Origin of the sequence: Pseudomonas sp. SED1 (assembly GCF_034044025.1) — a bacterium.
In the GTDB taxonomy this organism is placed as follows: domain Bacteria; phylum Pseudomonadota; class Gammaproteobacteria; order Pseudomonadales; family Pseudomonadaceae; genus Aquipseudomonas.
In genome coordinates, this window is sequence record NZ_JAXCIS010000116.1 from 1 (window position 1) to 18,350 (window position 18,350).

At 61.6% G+C, this 18,350-nt stretch carries 20 protein-coding genes; 12 read left to right on the plus strand and 8 right to left on the minus strand.

Annotated features, from left to right (window positions below; genetic code table 11):
• Positions 1–26 precede the first annotated feature (26 nt).
• Entirely contained in the window at positions 27–968 is a 942-nt protein-coding gene (locus SNL23_RS14955) for a magnesium transporter CorA family protein (RefSeq protein WP_318302594.1), read from the minus strand.
• Positions 969–974: 6 nt separating this feature from the next.
• Complete coding sequence (locus tag SNL23_RS14960; protein ID WP_076013623.1) at positions 975–2,561, minus strand: RimK family protein; 1,587 nt, start codon at positions 2,559–2,561, stop codon at positions 975–977.
• Positions 2,562–2,655: 94 nt separating this feature from the next.
• Here SNL23_RS14960 and SNL23_RS14965 point away from each other — a divergent pair, with 94 nt between their 5' ends.
• Positions 2,656–3,756 carry a GNAT family N-acetyltransferase/peptidase C39 family protein gene (locus SNL23_RS14965; protein ID WP_318302595.1) on the plus strand — a complete coding sequence of 367 codons (1,101 nt, stop codon included), beginning with the start codon at positions 2,656–2,658 and terminating at the stop codon, positions 3,754–3,756.
• Here the strand turns inward: SNL23_RS14965 and sfnG are convergent.
• Positions 3,740–4,831 (minus strand): dimethylsulfone monooxygenase SfnG, encoded by a 1,092-nt coding sequence (gene sfnG, locus SNL23_RS14970; protein ID WP_017475582.1) that lies wholly within the window; start codon positions 4,829–4,831, stop codon positions 3,740–3,742. The two genes, SNL23_RS14965 and sfnG, sit on opposite strands and share 17 nt — an antisense overlap.
• Positions 4,832–5,094: 263 nt before the next feature.
• On the opposite strand from sfnG, the gene SNL23_RS14975 reads away from it, so the two are divergent.
• Positions 5,095–6,330 (plus strand): acyl-CoA dehydrogenase family protein, encoded by a 1,236-nt coding sequence (locus tag SNL23_RS14975; RefSeq protein ID WP_318302596.1) that lies wholly within the window; start codon positions 5,095–5,097, stop codon positions 6,328–6,330.
• Here the strand turns inward: SNL23_RS14975 and SNL23_RS14980 are convergent.
• Positions 6,327–7,112 carry a sulfite exporter TauE/SafE family protein gene (locus SNL23_RS14980; RefSeq protein ID WP_076013626.1) on the minus strand — a complete coding sequence of 262 codons (786 nt, stop codon included), beginning with the start codon at positions 7,110–7,112 and terminating at the stop codon, positions 6,327–6,329. The two genes, SNL23_RS14975 and SNL23_RS14980, sit on opposite strands and share 4 nt — an antisense overlap.
• Before the next feature lie 82 nt (positions 7,113–7,194).
• Positions 7,195–7,974, minus strand: coding sequence for a class I SAM-dependent methyltransferase (locus tag SNL23_RS14985; RefSeq protein ID WP_318302597.1), 780 nt, complete (start codon positions 7,972–7,974; stop codon positions 7,195–7,197).
• A 136-nt stretch (positions 7,975–8,110) separates the two neighbouring features.
• Here SNL23_RS14985 and SNL23_RS14990 point away from each other — a divergent pair, with 136 nt between their 5' ends.
• From SNL23_RS14990 to SNL23_RS15010, 5 genes are all read left to right on the plus strand, one after another.
• Positions 8,111–8,632 carry a DUF3455 domain-containing protein gene (locus SNL23_RS14990; protein ID WP_318302598.1) on the plus strand — a complete coding sequence of 174 codons (522 nt, stop codon included), beginning with the start codon at positions 8,111–8,113 and terminating at the stop codon, positions 8,630–8,632.
• 71 nt (positions 8,633–8,703) lie between these two features.
• Complete coding sequence (locus tag SNL23_RS14995; RefSeq protein ID WP_318302599.1) at positions 8,704–9,231, plus strand: sigma-70 family RNA polymerase sigma factor; 528 nt, start codon at positions 8,704–8,706, stop codon at positions 9,229–9,231.
• Positions 9,228–9,911 (plus strand): anti-sigma factor, encoded by a 684-nt coding sequence (locus tag SNL23_RS15000; RefSeq protein WP_318302600.1) that lies wholly within the window; start codon positions 9,228–9,230, stop codon positions 9,909–9,911. The genes SNL23_RS14995 and SNL23_RS15000 overlap by 4 nt, the downstream gene beginning before the upstream one ends.
• A gap of 114 nt (positions 9,912–10,025) precedes the next feature.
• Positions 10,026–11,279 carry a chloride channel protein gene (locus tag SNL23_RS15005; protein WP_318302601.1) on the plus strand — a complete coding sequence of 418 codons (1,254 nt, stop codon included), beginning with the start codon at positions 10,026–10,028 and terminating at the stop codon, positions 11,277–11,279.
• 87 nt (positions 11,280–11,366) lie between these two features.
• Positions 11,367–11,921 (plus strand): UPF0149 family protein, encoded by a 555-nt coding sequence (locus SNL23_RS15010; protein WP_167664681.1) that lies wholly within the window; start codon positions 11,367–11,369, stop codon positions 11,919–11,921.
• 147 nt (positions 11,922–12,068) lie between these two features.
• On the opposite strand, the gene SNL23_RS15015 is transcribed toward SNL23_RS15010, so the two are convergent.
• The 3 genes from SNL23_RS15015 to SNL23_RS15025 form a co-directional block, all read right to left on the minus strand.
• Positions 12,069–12,698: a lytic polysaccharide monooxygenase auxiliary activity family 9 protein gene (locus tag SNL23_RS15015; RefSeq protein ID WP_167664682.1), complete on the minus strand. Its 630-nt coding sequence runs from the start codon at positions 12,696–12,698 to the stop codon at positions 12,069–12,071.
• A 212-nt stretch (positions 12,699–12,910) separates the two neighbouring features.
• On the minus strand, positions 12,911–13,264 hold the full coding sequence (locus SNL23_RS15020; RefSeq protein WP_258345444.1) for a DUF1428 domain-containing protein: 354 nt from the start codon (positions 13,262–13,264) through the stop codon (positions 12,911–12,913).
• 114 nt (positions 13,265–13,378) lie between these two features.
• A complete protein-coding gene (locus tag SNL23_RS15025) occupies positions 13,379–14,278 on the minus strand; it encodes a LysR family transcriptional regulator (protein ID WP_318302637.1) in 900 nt (299 codons plus the stop codon).
• 114 nt (positions 14,279–14,392) lie between these two features.
• On the opposite strand from SNL23_RS15025, the gene SNL23_RS15030 reads away from it, so the two are divergent.
• From SNL23_RS15030 to SNL23_RS15050, 5 genes are all read left to right on the plus strand, one after another.
• Positions 14,393–15,292, plus strand: coding sequence for an NAD-dependent epimerase/dehydratase family protein (locus SNL23_RS15030; protein ID WP_318302602.1), 900 nt, complete (start codon positions 14,393–14,395; stop codon positions 15,290–15,292).
• A complete protein-coding gene (locus SNL23_RS15035; protein WP_318302603.1) occupies positions 15,289–16,119 on the plus strand; it encodes an SDR family NAD(P)-dependent oxidoreductase in 831 nt (276 codons plus the stop codon). The genes SNL23_RS15030 and SNL23_RS15035 overlap by 4 nt, the downstream gene beginning before the upstream one ends.
• Before the next feature lie 123 nt (positions 16,120–16,242).
• Complete coding sequence (locus SNL23_RS15040; RefSeq protein WP_318302638.1) at positions 16,243–16,587, plus strand: nuclear transport factor 2 family protein; 345 nt, start codon at positions 16,243–16,245, stop codon at positions 16,585–16,587.
• A gap of 84 nt (positions 16,588–16,671) precedes the next feature.
• Positions 16,672–17,928 (plus strand): 3-phosphoshikimate 1-carboxyvinyltransferase, encoded by a 1,257-nt coding sequence (gene aroA, locus SNL23_RS15045; RefSeq protein ID WP_318302604.1) that lies wholly within the window; start codon positions 16,672–16,674, stop codon positions 17,926–17,928.
• 32 nt (positions 17,929–17,960) lie between these two features.
• Positions 17,961–18,350, plus strand: a complete 390-nt coding sequence (locus SNL23_RS15050; RefSeq protein ID WP_318302605.1) for a hypothetical protein — start codon at positions 17,961–17,963, stop codon at positions 18,348–18,350.

Consider the following 18,350-nt stretch of genomic DNA (forward strand, 5'->3'; position numbering starts at 1 on the left):
GACCTCAGTGATATTCAAGATTTTAGTCAAACTGCCTTGTCGCCACTCCCCGCGATCCGCTTCAACGCCAACACCATCAACCCCGCCCCCAGCCCCATCGCTGCCAAAAACAACGGATACGAAATCCACCACGGCGTCCCCGCCGTCATCATGCTGAATTCCGACATCCCGCCCACACTCGCAATCAGGTTCAGCGGCAGGAACACCACGTTGATCAACGTCAGCTTGCGCAGCAGGTTGTTCATGCTGTTGTTCATCAGGTTGCCCCGGGCATCGATCAGCCCGGAGAACACGTTGGAGTAAATCTCCGCCTGCTTGTAGCACTGGTTGTTCTCGATGATCAGGTCATCGATCAAGCCCAGGGTCTCAGCGCTGAAATGCTCCTTTTCCCCATGGTTACGCAGGCGCGTCAGCACCGCGCCGTTGCTGTGCAAGGCGTTGATGTAATAGATCAGGCTTTCGCTGAGGTTGAACATCTGCATCAGGTGGCGGTTGCTCATCGATGCGTTGAACTGCTGCTGCAACTCCCGGGCGATCATCTTGATCACCTTGAGGTGGCCCAGGTAGTGGTGGATGTTGTTGAGCAGCAGGTCCAGCAACACATCCAGTGGCGTGCGTAACGGCCGGCGTGAGCCCAGCCCGGAGAGTTGGCTGTCGTCGGTGGCGATCACCAAGAGTTGGTCCCCGGAAAACAGCAGGCCGCAGGACGACACTTCAAACACCAGGTTGCCGCCGCCGGAATAGTTTTCCGGGCGCTTCCAGATCAGGAACAGGTTATCGGGGTGGAACTCGATGCGGGACACTTCGTCCGGGTCGAGCGCCGAGGCCAGGGCGTGCTCATCAAGCTTGTAGCAGTCGCGCAGGTACTTGCGCTCGTGAGGGTCCGGATTGCTGAACAGCAAGACATCCCCGCCGTCCCCCAGGCTGTTGTACAACTTGCCATCGGTTAATTCAAAGCGCTGGATCATCGCGCGTCACCACACCTGGCCTTGACGCTTCAACTCCAGGCGTCGTACGAACTCTTCCAGTACCAGGGAATACAAGTCGTCTTGCAGGTAGGCGTCTTCGATACCGGCGTCCATGTTGGGGTTGTCGTTGACCTCGATCACCACCACCTTGTCGCCGGATTGCTTGAGGTCGACGCCGTACAGGCCATCGCCGATCAGGTTGGCGGTTTTTACCGCCAGTTCCACCACGGCCTTGGGTGCTTCGTGAACCGCCAGGGTGCGGCACTCGCCATTGATGTCCTGGCCGATGGCCTTGTGGTTGTAGATCTGCCAATGGCCCTTGGACATGAAGTACTGGCAGGCAAAGATCGGTTTGCGGTTGAGGACGCCGATGCGCCAGTCGTACTCGGTGTAGAAAAATTCCTGGGCCAGCAGCAACACTGAATGCTCGAACAGTTCCGCGGTGGCGGTCAGCAGCGCTTGCTGGCTTTCGACCTTGATCACGCCACGGGAGAAACACCCGTCGGGGATCTTCAGCACCAGCGGGAAGCCAAGGCGCTCGCCCACCCGTTCAAAGTCTTCGGGTCGTTCCTTGTAGAGAATTTCGGTGGCGGGCATGCCCAACTGGTGGCTTTTCAGCAGGTCGGTGAGGTAGACCTTGTTGGTGCAGCGCAGGATCGACGCAGGGTCGTCCATCACCACCAGCCCTTCGCTCTCGGCCTTTTTGGCGAAGCGGTAGGTGTGGTTGTCGACGCTGGTGGTCTCGCGGATCAGCAAGGCGTCGTATTCGGCCAGGCGGGCGTAGTCCTTGCGTTCGATCAGTTCCACATCGATGCCCAGGCCCTTGCCGACGCGTACAAAGTTCTCGAGAGCGCGGGCGTTGGATGGCGGCAATTGTTCCTGCGGGTCATGCAGGATCGCCAGGTCGTAGCGGGCCAAACGTCGGGAGCGCGGTTGGCGCCAAATCTTGCGGCTGAAGTTGTCCAGCGCGTTGGCAAACTGATCTTCCTGGTCATCGCGCAACTTGTGCAATACGCCAGACTTGATGCCTTCGATGTGCCAGCCGTTATTCTTGCGAAACTCAACTAACAGGATTGGACAAGGGAACGCTTCAAACAACTGACGGGCCAAATCCTGCAAGGGTTCAATATTGGTTCGGCCAAAGTAAAGTGTCAGGGTGAAGCCTTCTGTGTTGCTGTAGAGATGGTGACTCAAGGCTTTGTCGAGGGTTTTATCCAGGTCATCCAGGGCCAGGCCATACAGTGATTTTTTGGTCAACTCGCTGATGGTGCGCACCGACGGAATCACCTTGTGGCCCCGCGCCTCGGCCAGCAGCGAGCAGTAGTAACCGTGCCCCAGGTACTTGTAGCTGCGGCACAGGTTGATCACCTGGACCCGCTTGCCCGTCTCGCTTTCCCGGGTTTGCTCAAGGTATTCCTGGGCGGTGACGATGTCTTCGCTGGGAAAGTACGACGCCCAGTCTTCCTTGCGCTCGACAATGATCACGACTTGACTTGCACTCTTGGGAGGGCTGGAAAAATAACCGTTGGAAGTTATTGTCGCCGCCACTGTTTGCTCGGATACTTCACGCCAATGACCTTGTACCGCTGACATATTGATTGATCCGCTTTAGAGAACTAGACCTTTTCTATTAAGCACGATCTTTTAGAGAAGTCCCGTTTCGTTACGCAACTTTTACGGCGGTCACATGGCTCTTTCCTTTCGCGTTGCAACACCCGATGACGTGCCTGCATTGGTGGCATTGGAACAGCACTGTTTCACCACGGACCGGCTCTCCACCCGCAGCTTCCAGTGGATGGTCAGCCGCGCCCACGGGCAACTGCTGGTGGCAGAAAAAGATGACGATTTGCTGGGCTACGCCCTGGTGCTGTTCCACCGGGGCACCTCGTTGGCGCGCCTGTATTCCATCGCCATCGCCGAGTCCTCCCGGGGCCTGGGACTGGGCAAGCAACTGCTGACGCGCATCGAAGCCTGCGCCGTAGAACATGACTGCGCCTACCTGCGCCTGGAAGTGCGCACCGACAACCCCGGCGCCATCGCCCTGTACGAGCGCAACGGCTATCGGCGCTTTGCCCTGATCAACGACTACTACGAAGACCACGCCCCGGCACTGCGCCTGGAGAAACGCATCCTCCAGCATCAGGACGCGCGGGCCTTGAGTGTGCCCTATTACCAACAGACCACCGACTTCACCTGTGGCGCCGCCAGCCTGCTGATGGCCATGGGTGCCCTGGAACCTGCGCGTGTGGCCCAGCGCCGGGAAGAACTGCAAATCTGGCGCGAAGCAACCACCGTGTTCATGACCGCCGGCCATGGCGGTTGCAGCCCCCAAGGCCTGGCACTTGCCGCCTGGCGCCGGGGCTTTCGGGTACGCATGCAGGTCAACGTCAGCGGGCCGTTGTTTCTCGACGGAGTGCGTGATGCGCGTAAAAAAGACGTCATGCGCTTGGTGCATGACGCCTTCGAGGAAGAGTTGGCCTTGAGTGACGTTGAGCGAGTACTCGGCGGCCCGCTGGATCTACCCCAGGTACTGCGCGACGGTGGACAGCCGCTGGTGTTGATCAGCAGCTACCGGCTGACCCGCTCCAAGTCGCCCCATTGGGTGATCGTCACCGACTGCGACGAAGACTTCGTCTACCTGCATGACCCGGACGTCGACCACAGCCAGCACCGCCAACCCATGGACTGTCAGCACTTGCCGGTCAGCCACGGGGAGTTCGAGCGAATGTGCCGGTTCGGCAATAACAAATTGCGTGCGGCGGTGGTGGTGTTCAGGCGACTTGCTTGATCCCGGCCTTGGCTTCCAGCTCGCGCACCAGCGGCAACACGCGCTGGCCGAAGTACTCGACTTCTTCCTGGAAATGCAGGAAACCCGCCAGCACCAGGTCCACGCCGACCGCTTTCAAGGCGACGATGCGCTCGGCGATCTGTTGCGGGGTACCGATCAGGTTGGTCTTGAAGCCGTCGTTGTATTGCACCAGATCCTCAAAGGTCGACTTGGCCCAGTTGCCCTCGCCTTCCGGCGATGCCTTGCCGGCCTGCTTCGCAGCGTCGCCAAACGCATTGACGGCTTCCGGGTCGGCCTGCTCGATGATTTGCGCGAGCACGGCGCGGGCTTCTTCCTCGGTGTCGCGGGCGATCACAAACGCGTTGACCCCGACTTTCACCGAATGGTGGTTGGCAGCGGCCTTGGCACGAATATCGTCCACCTGGGCCTTGATGCCTTCCGGGGTGTTGCCGTTGGTGAAGTACCAGTCTGACACCCGCGCGGCCATGTCACGCGCGGCCCGTGAACTGCCGCCCTGGAAGATTTCCGGGTGCGGTTCGCCCAGTGGCTTGGGCTTGAGGCTGTAGTTGTCGAAGCGGTAGAAATCACCGCGGAAGGTGAAGTTGTCCTGGGTCCAGATGCCTTTCAGGGCGCGAATGAATTCCTCGGAGCGGCGATAACGCTCGTCGTGCTCCAGCCAGTGTTCGCCGATGGCCTGGAACTCACCCTTGAACCAGCCGCTGACGATATTCACGGCGACGCGGCCGTTGGTGAGTTGGTCGATGGTTGCCAGTTGCTTGGCCGCCAGCGCCGGTTGCCAAGGGCCGGGCAGGATTGCCGCGATTACCTTGAGCTTGGTGGTGGCCGCCAGCAACGCGTGGCTGAACGCGACGGACTCATGCTGGTATTCAGCGCCATAACCGGCGGTGAAGCGAATCTGCGTCAGGGCGTATTCGAAGCCGGCTTCTTCGGCCAATTGCGCCAGCTTGCGGTTGTAGTCGATGCCCCAGTGGGTGCGCTGTTCGATCTTGCTGACCACCAGCCCCCCACTGACGTTGGGCACCCAGTAGGCAAATTTAACGGCTTGCTGACTCATCGGACTGTACCTCGCGGATTGGCATGTACAGCGTAGGGAGCAGCAACTGTGCCAGTGACCGTGAGAAGCCCGGCCCAAGTGGCCTGGCGCGCGGAAATGGGCGAAAAGCAACCTGCGGGAAGGTGTCATGGATTGCAGTGGTTTGTCGTTTTGCTGTTGCCGCAGCAACAGTTGAATCCGCCCCGCGCCCGCAAACACGGTCGTTGGCACCCGGCATGGACCGTGCAATAGCTCCATTGTCCAACTGCCCAGGAACCGTCCCCATGACCGAACACCACGTGATCAATCCACTGTCCACCGGCGTCGATTATCACGCCCTGGCCGAACGCTTCCGCCCGATTTTCCAGCGCATCGCCGAGGGTGCCGTAGAACGCGAACACACCCGCGCCCTGCCCTACGAGCCGATCCAATGGCTCAAGCAAGCCGGCTTTGGCGCCGTGCGCGTTCCGGTGGAATACGGCGGTGGCGGCGCTTCCCTGCCCCAGCTGTTTGAACTGCTGATCGAGCTCGCCGAAGCCGACTCCAACGTGCCCCAGGCCCTGCGTGGGCATTTCGCGTTTGCCGAAGACCGCCTGAACACCGCACCTGGCGCAGCGCGGGACATCTGGTTCAAACGCTTTGTCGACGGCGACATCGTCGGCTGCGCCTGGACCGAAATCGGCAGCGTGGCCATCGGCGATGTCGTCACTCAAGTCAGCCCCGACGGCGATAAATGGAAACTCAACGGTGAGAAGTTCTACAGCACCGGCAGCCTGTTTTCCGACTGGATCGACGTCTACGCCCAACGCAGCGACACCGGCGGCGACGTGATTGCCGCCACCCGCACCCGCCAGCCCGGCGTGGTGCAAAGCGATGACTGGGACGGCTTTGGCCAACGCACCACCGGCAGCGGTACCTCGCGTTTTACCGATGCGGTGGTGGAGGCAGAAAACGTCATCGACTTTGCTACCCGCTTTAAATACCAGACTGCGTTCTACCAGTTGGTACTGCTCGCCACCCTGGCCGGTATCGGCCGCGCGGCCCTCAAGGATGTGACGCATCAGGTGCGCAGCCGCAAGCGGATCTACAGCCACGGCAATGCGGCCCATGTGAGCCAGGATTCGCAGATACAGCAGGTGGTGGGCGAAGTCGCAGCACTGGTGTATGCCGCCGAAGCCAGCGCGCTGAAGGCCGCGGTTCCGGCGCAGTGGGCTTATGTGGCGCGGTTTGGTGGGGACGATGCCGTCGAGCGCGAAGCCAACGTGGCGGCCGAGATTGAGTCAGCCACGGCGCAGGTGGTGGTCTCGGAACTGATCCAGCGCGCCACCACTGAACTGTTCAACGCGCTGGGGGCTTCGGATGTGCGCCAGGGCAAAGCCCTCGATCGGCATTGGCGCAACGCACGGACGGTGTCGTCCCACAACCCGGTGATCTACAAGGCGCGGATTGTCGGCGACTGGGTGATCAATGGCACCGAGCCGCCGTTTGTATGGCAGATCGGCAATGGGCCAGCGCGTTAAAGCGCCAGCTTGAAGCCAATCATCACCAGCATGAACGCCAGGCAAGGACGCAATATCCCGTCCGGGACCTTGCCGGCCATGTGGCTGCCGACATAAATCCCCGGCAGCGAGCCCAGCAACAGGAAGCCCAGCAGGGTCCAGTCCATGTTACCCATGCTCGCGTGGCCGAGGCCTGCGACCAGGGTCAGCGGCACGGCGTGGGCGATTTCAGTGCCCACCAGGCGCTTAGTAGCCAGGAACGGGTACAGGATAAACAGCGCCACGGTGCCCAGGGCGCCGGCGCCGATGGAGGTCAGGGCAACCATGGTGCCGAGGATCGCGCCGGTAACGATGGTCAGCGCATTGAGGTTGCGCGGCGCCATCTTGTAGTCGTCGCCGGCATGCCGCTGGGCGAAGGCCAACAGCTTGTTCTTGAACAGGATCGCCGTGGCCGTCAGCAGCAACACCACGCCCAGGGATTGCTTGATGACCGCGTTCAAGGCCGCCGGATCAGTGTCCAGGCTCTTGAGGAACCACAAGGTCAGCAATACCGCAGGCACGCTGCCCAGGGTCAACCAGCCGGTGATGGTCCAGTCGATGTTGCGATTCTTGCTGTGGACCAGCACACCACCCGACTTGGTGATGGCGGCATACAACAGGTCGGTGCCCACGGCGGTGGCCGGGTTGATGCCGAACCAGAGCAGGATCGGCGTCATCAACGAACCACCGCCGACACCGGTCATACCCACGATAAATCCAACAATCAGGCCAGCAATCGAGAAACCAAAATTACCTACATCCATTACAACTACCTGCGGCCTTATAAAATTCTGGCCGCAGCATAGCGATTTTTCTTATAACCACTTATATCAAAACGTTCTGACTTTATGCCTTTCTGGCCAGTCGCTGGCTGCGGTAGGCCTGGGTCTGATACGGGAAGGCGACCGTCTCACGACCGCGCAACGCCGGATGCGTGTTGATCAGCGCCTGCAACTGCTCGGTCACCCGTGCTTTTTCCGTCGGCGGCAGCGCTGCGATAAAGCTCACGGAGAGAAAGCGATCCATGATCACTTCCTGAGGGCTGCCCACATGGCTGTAGGGGAAGCAGGTCATCTCGGGGGCGGAAAAATACTCACCCGTGAACGCCTCGCGCCAACGCCCGGTGTGAAAACGCGGGGTGTCACCCTCGTAGGGCGTGATGATCTCGGTGATCGCCGCAACCCAGTCCACCGACTCATCCCGCACATTCCAGATCAACCCAAGGCGGCCGTCCGGCTTGAGCACCCGGTGAATTTCCGCCAGGGCCGCTTCCGTGGAGAACCAGTGGAATGCCTGGGCGCACACCAGCGCATCGGCGGTGGCCGCTTCAAGGGGGATGGCTTCGGCGGTGCCCGACAGCAGGCGCACATCCGGCAGCAGTTTCTTCAACTGCGCGCCCATCGCCTCCACCGGCTCGACCGCAATCAACGTTGGCGCCACGGTGCTGAGCAAGCGGGTGAACTTGCCAGTGCCGGCCCCCAGGTCGATGACCGTGGACTGGGGATTGATTTGCAGGGCATCGGTCAGCCAACCCGTGAGTTGCCGTGGATAGTCAGGCCGGCCTTGGGCGTACGTGACGGCCTGAGTAGAGAAACCCTGTTGAGCAGACGTGTGAACACCGGTCATTGCCAATCGCTCCTCTGGTAGTGCGGGGGCCACAGTGTGCGCCCTTGCTGATTTATTTTCTAATCGCTGCATCCGTTTTCGCGTGTCGTGGGTAGTACAGGTAGCAGCGCCTTGCTGCCCCTACGGAGAGACACCGATGAACGCCAAAGCCCTGTTCTGCGTGACCTGCCTGTTCGCCGCTGCACCGACTGCCTTTGCCCAGACCGGTTTACCCGACAGCATCAAAGTGCCGGACGGTCACAAGGTGGCAATGGAAACCACCGGGGTCGGCGAAATCACTTACGAGTGCCGCGACAAGGCCAACGCTGCCGGCCAGACCGAATGGTTTTTCGTCGGGCCCAAGGCCGTGCTCAATGACCGCAATGGCCAGCAGGTCGGCAGCTACTTCGGCCCGCCGGCCACCTGGCAGGCCAAGGACGGTTCGAAAGTCACCGGCACCCAGTTGGCGGTGGCGCCGTCCAGCCCCGGCAACCTGCCCTATCAACTGGTCAAGGCCAACCCCGCCGAAGGCAAGGGCGCGATGAGTGGCGTCGCCTACATTCAGCGGGTCGCCCTCAAGGGTGGCGTGGCTCCGAGCACCGAATGCACCGCGGCCAACAAGGGCAAGCAGGCAGTGGTGAAGTACCAGGCTGACTACATCTTCTGGGCGGCCAATTAACCAAACTCGTCTACGCTGCTGCGAAAGCGCCCCGGGCTTACCGCCGGGGCATCCACCAGGAAGCCCTGTCTTTGCCTGAAGCCGATTTTGACTATGAAGCATGCCTGCTGGCCTGCGGCCGTGGCGAACAACCGGCCTTGCGCCGACTGTACCAACAGGAAAGCAGCCGGCTGCTGGGGGTCGCCTTGCGCATCGTGCGCGACAAGGCGGTGGCCGAAGACATCGTGCATGACGCCTTTATCAAGATCTGGAAGGGCGCCGCCAGCTTTGACCCGCACAAGGGCTCGGCCCGCGGCTGGGTGTACAGCGTGACCCGGCACCTGGCGCTGAATGCCGTGCGCAGCAATGGACGCGAAGTGCCCCTCAGCGAAGAGCACGAAAGCGCAGAGCACACCGACCCCTTCGACTATCAGGCGCGCTCGGGGCGGATCTACAGTTGCCTCGAACAACTCGACCCGGCCCGCCGCAACTGCATCCTGCATGCGTATGTAGACGGTTATTCCCACAGCGAAATCGCGCACAAACTCGGCACCCCATTGGGCACCGTGAAAGCGTGGATCAAACGCAGCCTCGCGGCATTGCGTGAGTGCATGGCATGAACAGCATCGATGAACTGGCCAGCGAATATGTGCTCGGCACCTTGCCCGCCGAGCAGCGTGCCGAGGTAGAACAACGCCTGGCAACCGACACCGCGTTGCGCGCAGCGGTGGACGCCTGGGAGCAGCGCCTGCTGCCATTGACCGAACAGGCCGCGCCCGCAACGCCGTCGGTGTATTTATGGCGACGCATCGAGCGCAGCCTGGGGCATTCAGCCACTCACGATTCGCCCGTCTGGTGGTGGAACCGGCTGGCCCTGTGGCGCGGGCTGGCCGGTGCCGGCATCGCGGCAAGCCTGGTGTTGGCGACGCTGCTACTGACCCGTACGGCTGCCATCAACCCGACCGCTTATGTGGTGGTGCTGGTAGCCCCGCAAAACCAGGCGCCGGGCTGGGTGATCCAGGCGAGTAACACTCAGGAAATCCAGCTGATTCCACTGGGCGTCATGGAAGTGCCGGCGGACAAGACCTTGCAGTTCTGGACCAAGGGCGAAGACTGGCAAGGCCCCGTGTCGCTGGGCTTGGTCAAGCCCGGGCAGACGTTGTCGGTGCCGCTGGACAAACTCCCGCCACTGGCGCCGAACCAGCTGTTTGAGCTGACCCTGGAAAATCCGGGCGGATCGAAAACCGGCAGGCCGACAGGTCCGATTCAGGCAATTGGCCGGGCCGTTAAAGTAATCTGAACGTAATGCAATGTTGTGGAAGGCCAGTTCGCGCAGTTGCATTACATCTCGGGGCTATGGCGTCACCATTGCGCTATAGAATCGGGCTGGAAAACCCGGCTCCCTGGACCCTTCATGCCCTCAAAAACCCGTTCGCTGCTGATTCTTGCCCTCGTCGTCATCTTCACCGGCATCGGCGCCGGCCTGGGCGGCATGCTCCTCGCCTTGCTGCTGCACGGAATCCAGCACCTGGCCTACGGCTACAGCCTCGACAGCCTGATCAGCCATGAAACCTTTTTGCTCGGCGTCACCGCCGCCGCCCCCGAACGCCGGGTGTTGGTGCTGATCACCTGCGGCCTGATAGCCGGCGTGGGTTGGTGGTTGATCTACCGTTATGGCCGCCCCTTGGTGAGCATCAAGCAAGCGGTCTCGGCCGACGCGCCGATCATGCCGCCCAAGACCACCCTCGCCCACGCCGTGCTGCAAATCATCACCGTGGCCCTCGGCTCGCCCTTGGGCCGTGAAGTGGCGCCACGGGAAGTCGGCGCGCTGGCCGCCACCTGGTTGTCACAGCGGGCGCGCCTGGCGCCGGACATGCATCGGTTGATTGTTGCGTGCGGCGCGGGTGCCGGGCTGGCGGCGGTGTACAACGTGCCGCTGGGGGGCGCGGTGTTTGTGCTCGAAGTGTTGGTGGGCGTGTTCAGTTGGCCGGCGGCCGTGATTGCCCTGGCCACCTCGGCCATCGGCGCATCGGTGGCCTGGATTGGCTTGGGGGCTGAGGCGCAATACGTGGTGCCGCACTTCGTGCTCAGCCCGGGCCTGATCGCTTGGGCATTGATCTGCGGCCCGGTGTTTGGCCTCGCCGCCTACGGGTTCACCCGCCTGACCGGCGCTGCCCGCAGCAACGCCGCCCGTGGCTGGCGACTGCCGGTGCTGTCGTTGATCAACTTCACCCTCATCGGTGGCCTGGCGATTTTCCTGCCGCAAATCCTCGGCAACGGCAAGGGCCCGGCGCAGTTGGGCTTCGACAACGAGCTGACCATCGCCCTGGCCGCCGTGCTGCTGGTGGTCAAGGTGCTGATCACCGCCAGCAGCCTGCGCGCCGGTGCCGAAGGTGGCCTGTTGACCCCGGCGCTGGCCAACGGCGCGTTGCTCGCGATCATCCTCGGTGGCGCCTGGAACCTGCTGTGGCCCGGCGTGCCCCTGGGGGCGTTCGCGATCATCGGTGCGGCGGCGTTCCTGGCATCGAGCATGAGCATGCCGTTGACGGCGATTGTACTGGTGGCGGAATTCACCCGCATCGACCATGACTTCCTGGTGCCTATCATCCTCGCGGTGGCGGGTTCGATGTGCATGAGCAAGCTGTGCGTCATGTGGGAAAAGCGTTGAAGAAGCTGGATTAAAACCCCGACACGCGCCATCCTCCGCGCTTTAAGCCGCCCCATCAGCGGCGTTCTACGCACAAAGGATATGCCCATGCACGACCAACCCCTCGCCCCCGCCGATTTCGAGTTCATCGACGAAACGCTGCTCAAGTACGGCGACGACCATTCGGTGCTGAACCTGGCCGAACTTGACGGCTACTTCACCGCACTGGTTTCAAGCCCTGCCCAAGTGGACGTTGCCGAATGGTTCCCGGGGATCTTTGGCGGGCAGAACCCGGATTGGGAAAGCCCGGAAGAAGCCGGGCAGTTCCTTGAACTGTGCGTGCGGCATATGAACGCCATCGCCACGCAACTGGCGACCGATGCCCAAGGCTTTAAAGCGCGTTTCGAAGAAACCGAGCATCAGGACCAGCCACTGACCCTGGCGGAAGAATGGTGCTTTGGCTATATCCGTGGCGCCGCCATTGGCAACTGGCCAGAGCTGCCCGCCGAACAGGCCGGGCAACTGGAGAAGATTTCCTGGTGCGCCGAGCAGGACAACTTCGAACTGCCGGCAGACCTGGATGTTGATGCCCATCAGCAACGAGTAGCAGCGATCGAACCTGCGGCCCGTGCGCTGCATGATTACTGGTTGGCCCAGCGCTGATTGATCTTGTGCTGAACGCAACACCTGTGGCGAGGGAGCTTGCTCCCGCTGGGGTGCGAAGCGCCCCTGATTTTTAGGGCTGCTCCGCAGCCCAGCGGGAGCAAGCTCCCTCGCCACATTATGTTGTTCCTCCAGGTTCAGTTGCCGCTAGTTGAAATCGACGTCAAACGCCTGATAGAACGCATTGCCGGTATTGGCCACGATCCACATCAACACCAGCACATGCCGGCCCTTCTTGCCCTTGGGCAATGTCACTTGATGTTCAACCTTGGCCTTCAATTCTGCCGAGTGCTGGTAATACGGCACCTGGGTGTAGAAGTCCTCAAAGAAAGGCTTGGCCTCCAGTTGAGCGCGGCTGATGCGCTGCTTGGGGTCCCAACCGTCCTTGGTGATCAACCAGCGATAGCCACGGGTTACGTGCGCGGCGGTGTAAGCCCACTGCACCTTGAACACCTGGCCGGCTTCAACATTCAGTAACGGCCAGTTAAACGGGGTGTTGAGCTTTTTACCCATTTCTTCGTCGGTGAAGTTGACGCAGTCGCGGGCGTCGGTTTTGCCGCCGCTGAGGATGTGCCCGTCAGCGGGTGGCGTGACACTTTGATCGTCGGTTTCGTAAGGCGCCGGAAACGGGCCTGCGTTGAGGGCCGGGAAGTTCTTGCCGCCTTCCATTTCGTTGACTTGCCAGCCTTCCAGCAGCCCGCGTTCTACCGCTACCGCGCCACGGCTGGCCGGGGTCACGACGCGACCATGCTTGAGTTGAGTCTGGGGTTTGTTCATTTCAGTCACTCCTTGATTGAAGACCTCCCGTCATGGGAGGCGCCTTGAACTTAGCCCACCCCGCCGGGTTGTCTACCCGACGGTTCTGTCAGACAAATCGCGTCATGTCCTTGTTTTGCGGAGTTTTCGTACTGGTCTTGCACCGGAGGTATCGTCGGTCCTACCCTGCAACAGGCGATCGGACTACAGCTGCAGTCCGTGAACACCTGGCCTCAAGTGTTGAGGATCATCTCAAACCCGCCATAGATCATCCGTTGCCCATCAAACGGCATCGGATTGACGTCCGCCTTCAGGCGCGGGTCCTCCATCACCTTGCTCATCCCGACGTCACGCACCTGCCGCGACGGCCAGACGATCCAGGAAAACACCACGGTTTCATCCTCCTTGAGCTTGACCGCCATGGGAAACGAGGTCACCTGCCCCTGGGGCACGTCATCGCCCCAGCACTCGATGATATTCAGCGCACCGTGTTCCTTGAACACCACGGCGGCGGCTTTGGCGTGCTGGATGAATTGTTCGCGCTTTGCGGTGGGCACCGCGATGACACAGCCATCTACGTAAGACATGATCACTCTCCTGATTCGACGGGTTGTTGTGCTTGTAGTCGATCCATCAGGCGCTTAATCGACATCAACATGGGAAATGTCGACCAGTGGTGGTTTAACCAGTGCGATGCCGGGCTAAGGCGCTCCACGCACCAACGGCATGTTCGCAACAATAAACTCGATAAACACCCGCAGCTTGGGCGGCACCTGTCGCCCCGACGGCCACAGCAGGTTGAATTGGCCACCCTCCCAGGTGTAATCCCCGAGCACCTCCACCAGACGCCCGTCTGCCAACGCGTCGCGTACCACGAAGTCCGCTGCATAAGTCATGCCCTGGCCTTGCACGGCGAGCTCCATGCGCCCTTCCACCGAATTGCAGATCATCGAGCGCGGCAGCTCAAGTTCAAGCGCGCGCTCGTCACGGCGCATCTGCCAGGCCTGGAGTTTGCCGGAGGCAGGAAAGCGGAAATGGATGCAGCGATGTGCGTGCAGGTCTTCCGGGCAACGCGGCGTTCCGTTCCGAGCCAGATAATCCGGGGAGCCAACGACCAACATTCGATAAGTGCCCAGTGGGCGTGCCGACAACCCTGAATCCTTCGGCGCACCGCTGCGGATCACTGCATCGAAACCTTCGGCAATCACGTCTGCCAGACGGTCGTTGAAATCCAGGTCCAGCTGGATCTGCGGGTACAACGCCTGGAACTCACCGAACATCCCCAGGAACGGCCGGGCAATCATCGGCAGGCCAACCCGCAGCGGTCCCTGGGGCGCGGCAAGGGTTTGCGACAGTTCTTCACCCGCCACTTCCAGTTCCGCGAGTACCCGCCGGCAGCGCTCGACAAACTGCGTGCCCTGGGCCGTGAGGGTGATGCTGCGGGTGCTGCGATGGAACAGCCGCACACCAAACTTTGCCTCCAGCCGGGCAATGCTCTTGCTCACCGCCGACGCCGAGATGCCCAGCGCCCTGCCCGCGCCGACAAAGCTGCGGGCTTCAGCCGCCGCAACAAATACGCCGATGGCATTCAGGCTTTCCATACGCTTACCCATTAAGGACTCCGGAGTCCATTCTAAACAGAACTGAAGCCTGTTTTTCCGCTAATTGTTCAAGCCTATGGTGGTGGCTCGTTCCCCAGCCACAGGCTTTTACCCATGAAGATTTTCCTTACCGGTGCCAATGGTTTCGTCGGCGGCAGCGTCGCCCATCACTTGATTGCCCAAGGGCACAGCGTGCGCGGCCTGCTGCGGGACTCGCAGAAAGCCGGGCGCCTGCATGCCCAGGGCATCACTCCAGTGATCGGCAGCCTGGATGACCGCCAATTACTGATCGACGAAGCTCGCCAGGCCGATGCCGTGATCGATGCCGCCAACAGCGACCACGCCGGCGCCGTCGACGCGTTTATCGAGGCGCTGCGTGGCTCAGGCAAACTGCTGATCCACACCAGCGGCTCCAGCATCATCGGCGATGATGCGTTGGGTAATACGCTGTCCGAACACATTTTCGACGAAGACACGCCGTTCATCATCGAGGCCCCCAAGCAAGCCCGCTACGACATCGACCTGCGCATGATGGCCGCCGCCAACCTGGGCATTCGCAGCGTTGTGATCTGCCCGAGCAATATCTATGGCGTGGGCCATGGCCTGTCCGATCACAGCTTCCAACTGCCATTCCTGATGGCCCGCGCTCGGGAAACCGGGGTGATGCGTATCGTTGGGCGCGGGGTCAATCGCTGGTCAAACGTGCACATTGATGACGTTGCGCAACTGTTCCTGTTGGCCATGGAAAAAGCCCCGGCCGGCGCGTTTTATTTTCTGGAGAACGGTGAAGCGTCGTTTATCGATATGGCCGCCGCACTGGCCGAGCGCATGAACCTCGGCGCGGTGCAGTCATGGCCGGCCGAAGAAGCCGAGCGACATTGGGACCCGATGCACGTGCATTACACCTTCGGCACCAATAGCCGGGTCAAGGCCAAGCGTGCGCGTGCCGAGCTGGGTTGGGCGCCGCGTCATAGCTCGATCCTCGACTGGATCAGCAGCGAGATGCCGCTATGAGCCGGGTCTGGATGATTACCGGCAGCGCTGGCGGCCTGGGTGCCGGCATCGCCCGCGCGGCGCTGGACCACGGCGACCAGGTGGTGGTCACCGACCTGGACCTGGCCCGCCTGGATCAAACCTACAGCGGCGACCAAGTGATGACCGCCGCCCTGGACATCCGCGATGAGCAACAGGCCCAAACGGTGGTGGCCGCAGCCATCGCACGATTCGGACGCATCGATGTGCTGGTCAATAACGCCGGCTACGGACAGTTCGGGCCTTTCGAGGAAGTCGAACCCGAGGCCATCGAGCGCCAGTTCGCCACCAACGTGTTCGGCACCTTCAACGTCACCCGCGCGGTGCTGCCGGTGATGCGCCGCCAGCGCAGCGGCCACCTGGTGATGATGTCGTCCAATGGCGGCTTCAAGGGCGTGCGAGGGGCCTCGATGTATTCGGCGTCGAAGTTTGCGATTGAAGGGTTTTCCGAAGCCCTGGCCGAGGAAGTCGCCGAGTTCGGCATCCGCCTGACGCTGTTGGAGCCCGGGGCGTTTCGTACTGACTTTCTCGACAGCCGAATGCTCAAGCTCGGCACCCGGGCACTTGAGGATTACGCCGAATTTCGTGCGCGCACGCTGGCGGTCTTCGAGGCTCGTAATCATCGGCAAATCGGTGACCCGGACCGGCTAGGCCTGGCGGTTGTGCAATTGGCGGCCCTGGCAGCGCCGCCCTTGCGCTTCGTCGCTGGCAGCGATGCAGTCAGCGTTGTCGAGGCAAAACTGGGCCAGGTCCACGCCGATCTTGAACACTGGCGCTCGCTGTCCCTCTCCACCGATTTTCCTCAGTAAAGGCTCCTGTCATGACCGACCTAATTAGTCGCGTGGAACACCTGGAAATCCGCTTCGCCCGAGCGCCTGATCAGTGAGTACGCCCACGCCTTCGACTCCCGCGACGAAACGCTGCTGCGCAGCATCTGGCACGACAACGCACGGCTGGACCTCGGTGCCGCGTTCGGCTGCCATGACGGCGTCGCAGCGATCATTGCTTCAGCCCACCTTAACTGGGCAGCCATGCCGCATATGCATCACTGGATGGCCAACCCGCTGATCGACATCAGCGGCGATACCGCCAGCGCGAGGGTTGCGGTGGATTGCCTGTGCACCTATAACGAACTGGGGCAGGTGCAGATCAGCGGTCTTTATCACGACCGTTTCGAACGCCGGCAAGGGCGCTGGGCGTTCAGCGAGCGGCGCTTTGAGCTGCATTTCCTGACGCCATTGGCCGGCTGGAAGCCGGTGGCAGGGCTGGAGGCGTAGATCCACGCTCGACAAGGGTGGCGTGTTTGGCCGATTATTCGTGTCCGCCAAACGCCACCCGCCTTGAAGCAGGAGCCTTGTACCTTGAGTTCGCAGAAAACCGTGACCGTTACACCGCCCAACTTTCCATTGAACGGCAAGGTAGCGCCCCCCGGCTCCAAATCCATTACCAACCGTGCCTTGCTGCTGGCGGCCCTGGCCAAGGGCACCAGTCGCCTGAGCGGCGCGCTGAAAAGCGATGACACCCGCCACATGTCGGTGGCCCTGCGGCAGATGGGCGTGGTGATCGATGAACCGGATGACACCACGTTCGTCGTCACCAGCGTTGGCACGCTGCAATTGCCGGCACAACCGCTGTTCCTTGGCAACGCCGGTACCGCGATGCGCTTCCTCACTGCCGCCGTGGCCACCGTACAAGGCACCGTGGTGCTGGATGGCGACGCCTACATGCAAAAACGCCCGATCGGCCCGCTGCTGGCGACCCTCGGCCAGAATGGCATCAAGGTCGACAGCCCAACTGGTTGCCCGCCCGTGACCGTCCATGGCACTGGCCGTGTGCAAGCCAAGCGTTTCGAGATCGACGGCGGGCTGTCGAGCCAGTACGTGTCGGCGCTGTTGATGTTGGCGGCGTGCGGCGAAGCGCCGATTGAAGTGGCGTTGACCGGCAAGGACATCGGCGCCCGTGGCTACGTCGACCTGACCCTGGACTGCATGCGCGCCTTCGGTGCTCAGGTGGACATCGTTGATGAAAGCACCTGGCGCGTGGCCCCAACCGGCTACACCGCCCACGACTACCTGATCGAGCCTGACGCTTCCGCCGCCACCTACTTGTGGGCTGCCGAAGTGTTGACCGGTGGCCGCATCGACCTCGGTGTCGCCCCGCAGGATTTCACCCAGCCCGATGCCAAGGCCCAGGCAGTGATCGCGCAATTCCCGCAGATGCAGCCGGTGGTCATCGGCTCGCAGATGCAGGACGCAATCCCCACCCTCGCCGTGCTCGCCGCGTTCAACAACACACCGGTACGTTTCACGGAACTGGCCAACCTGCGGGTCAAGGAATGTGATCGGGTGCAGGCACTGCATGACGGCCTGAATGAAATCCGTCCGGGGCTGGCGACCATTGAAGGTGATGACTTGCTGGTGGCCAGCGATCCGGCCCTGGCGGGCACTACGTGCAACGCGCTGATCGACACCCACGCCGACCACCGCATCGCGATGTGCTTTGCCTTGGCGGGCCTGAAGGTTTCAGGCATCAGGATTCAAGACCCGGACTGCGTCGGCAAGACCTATCCTGAGTACTGGAAAGAGCTGGAAAGCCTTGGGGTTCATCTGACCTATTAAGCCGCCGGCGCCGGGAACGGGAGGGAGACTGCATGACGATTCGCCAACCCTGCCCACCCGGCGTCTGCGACTGCAATCGTGAGCAACTGCTCGACCTTCCCGGCGCCGATGCGCGCATTCTGCACCTGACCCGCCAGGAAGAAAAACGCCTGCTCGAACGCCTCGAAAACCTGCAAAGCCTGCCCGACCTGGAACGCATGCAACAGCTGATGTACCTGCAATTGGGCATTCGCGTGCATGTCGCGCCGGGTCATACGGAAGTGAAGACGATGCGCGGGATTCAGATCGTTATCGATGACTTGCCGGGGCTGTGTCGCAAGACCCGACAGTCGATTCCGGCGGCAATTCGCAAGGGCATGGAGAAACGGCCGGAGATTGCGTATCGGTTGCTGGATGCTCATGACTTGTTTCGCGAGGGTTGA

What these genes read in the sequence shown, in the direction of transcription:
- SNL23_RS14975 (WP_318302596.1), top strand. Translation starts at nt 5,095, where the DNA reads ATGACCGAACACCACGTGATCAATCCACTGTCCACCGGCGTCGATTAT.
- SNL23_RS15050 (WP_318302605.1), top strand. Translation starts at nt 17,961, where the DNA reads ATGACGATTCGCCAACCCTGCCCACCCGGCGTCTGCGACTGCAATCGT.
- SNL23_RS15015 (WP_167664682.1), bottom strand. Translation starts at nt 12,698, where the DNA reads ATGAACAAACCCCAGACTCAACTCAAGCATGGTCGCGTCGTGACCCCG.
- SNL23_RS15005 (WP_318302601.1), top strand. Translation starts at nt 10,026, where the DNA reads ATGCCCTCAAAAACCCGTTCGCTGCTGATTCTTGCCCTCGTCGTCATC.
- SNL23_RS15020 (WP_258345444.1), bottom strand. Translation starts at nt 13,264, where the DNA reads ATGTCTTACGTAGATGGCTGTGTCATCGCGGTGCCCACCGCAAAGCGC.
- SNL23_RS15035 (WP_318302603.1), top strand. Translation starts at nt 15,289, where the DNA reads ATGAGCCGGGTCTGGATGATTACCGGCAGCGCTGGCGGCCTGGGTGCC.
- sfnG (WP_017475582.1), bottom strand. Translation starts at nt 4,831, where the DNA reads ATGAGTCAGCAAGCCGTTAAATTTGCCTACTGGGTGCCCAACGTCAGT.
- SNL23_RS15030 (WP_318302602.1), top strand. Translation starts at nt 14,393, where the DNA reads ATGAAGATTTTCCTTACCGGTGCCAATGGTTTCGTCGGCGGCAGCGTC.
- SNL23_RS14990 (WP_318302598.1), top strand. Translation starts at nt 8,111, where the DNA reads ATGAACGCCAAAGCCCTGTTCTGCGTGACCTGCCTGTTCGCCGCTGCA.
- SNL23_RS15000 (WP_318302600.1), top strand. Translation starts at nt 9,228, where the DNA reads ATGAACAGCATCGATGAACTGGCCAGCGAATATGTGCTCGGCACCTTG.
- SNL23_RS15025 (WP_318302637.1), bottom strand. Translation starts at nt 14,278, where the DNA reads ATGGAAAGCCTGAATGCCATCGGCGTATTTGTTGCGGCGGCTGAAGCC.
- SNL23_RS14985 (WP_318302597.1), bottom strand. Translation starts at nt 7,974, where the DNA reads ATGACCGGTGTTCACACGTCTGCTCAACAGGGTTTCTCTACTCAGGCC.
- SNL23_RS14965 (WP_318302595.1), top strand. Translation starts at nt 2,656, where the DNA reads ATGGCTCTTTCCTTTCGCGTTGCAACACCCGATGACGTGCCTGCATTG.
- SNL23_RS15010 (WP_167664681.1), top strand. Translation starts at nt 11,367, where the DNA reads ATGCACGACCAACCCCTCGCCCCCGCCGATTTCGAGTTCATCGACGAA.
- SNL23_RS14955 (WP_318302594.1), bottom strand. Translation starts at nt 968, where the DNA reads ATGATCCAGCGCTTTGAATTAACCGATGGCAAGTTGTACAACAGCCTG.
- SNL23_RS14980 (WP_076013626.1), bottom strand. Translation starts at nt 7,112, where the DNA reads ATGGATGTAGGTAATTTTGGTTTCTCGATTGCTGGCCTGATTGTTGGA.
- SNL23_RS14960 (WP_076013623.1), bottom strand. Translation starts at nt 2,561, where the DNA reads ATGTCAGCGGTACAAGGTCATTGGCGTGAAGTATCCGAGCAAACAGTG.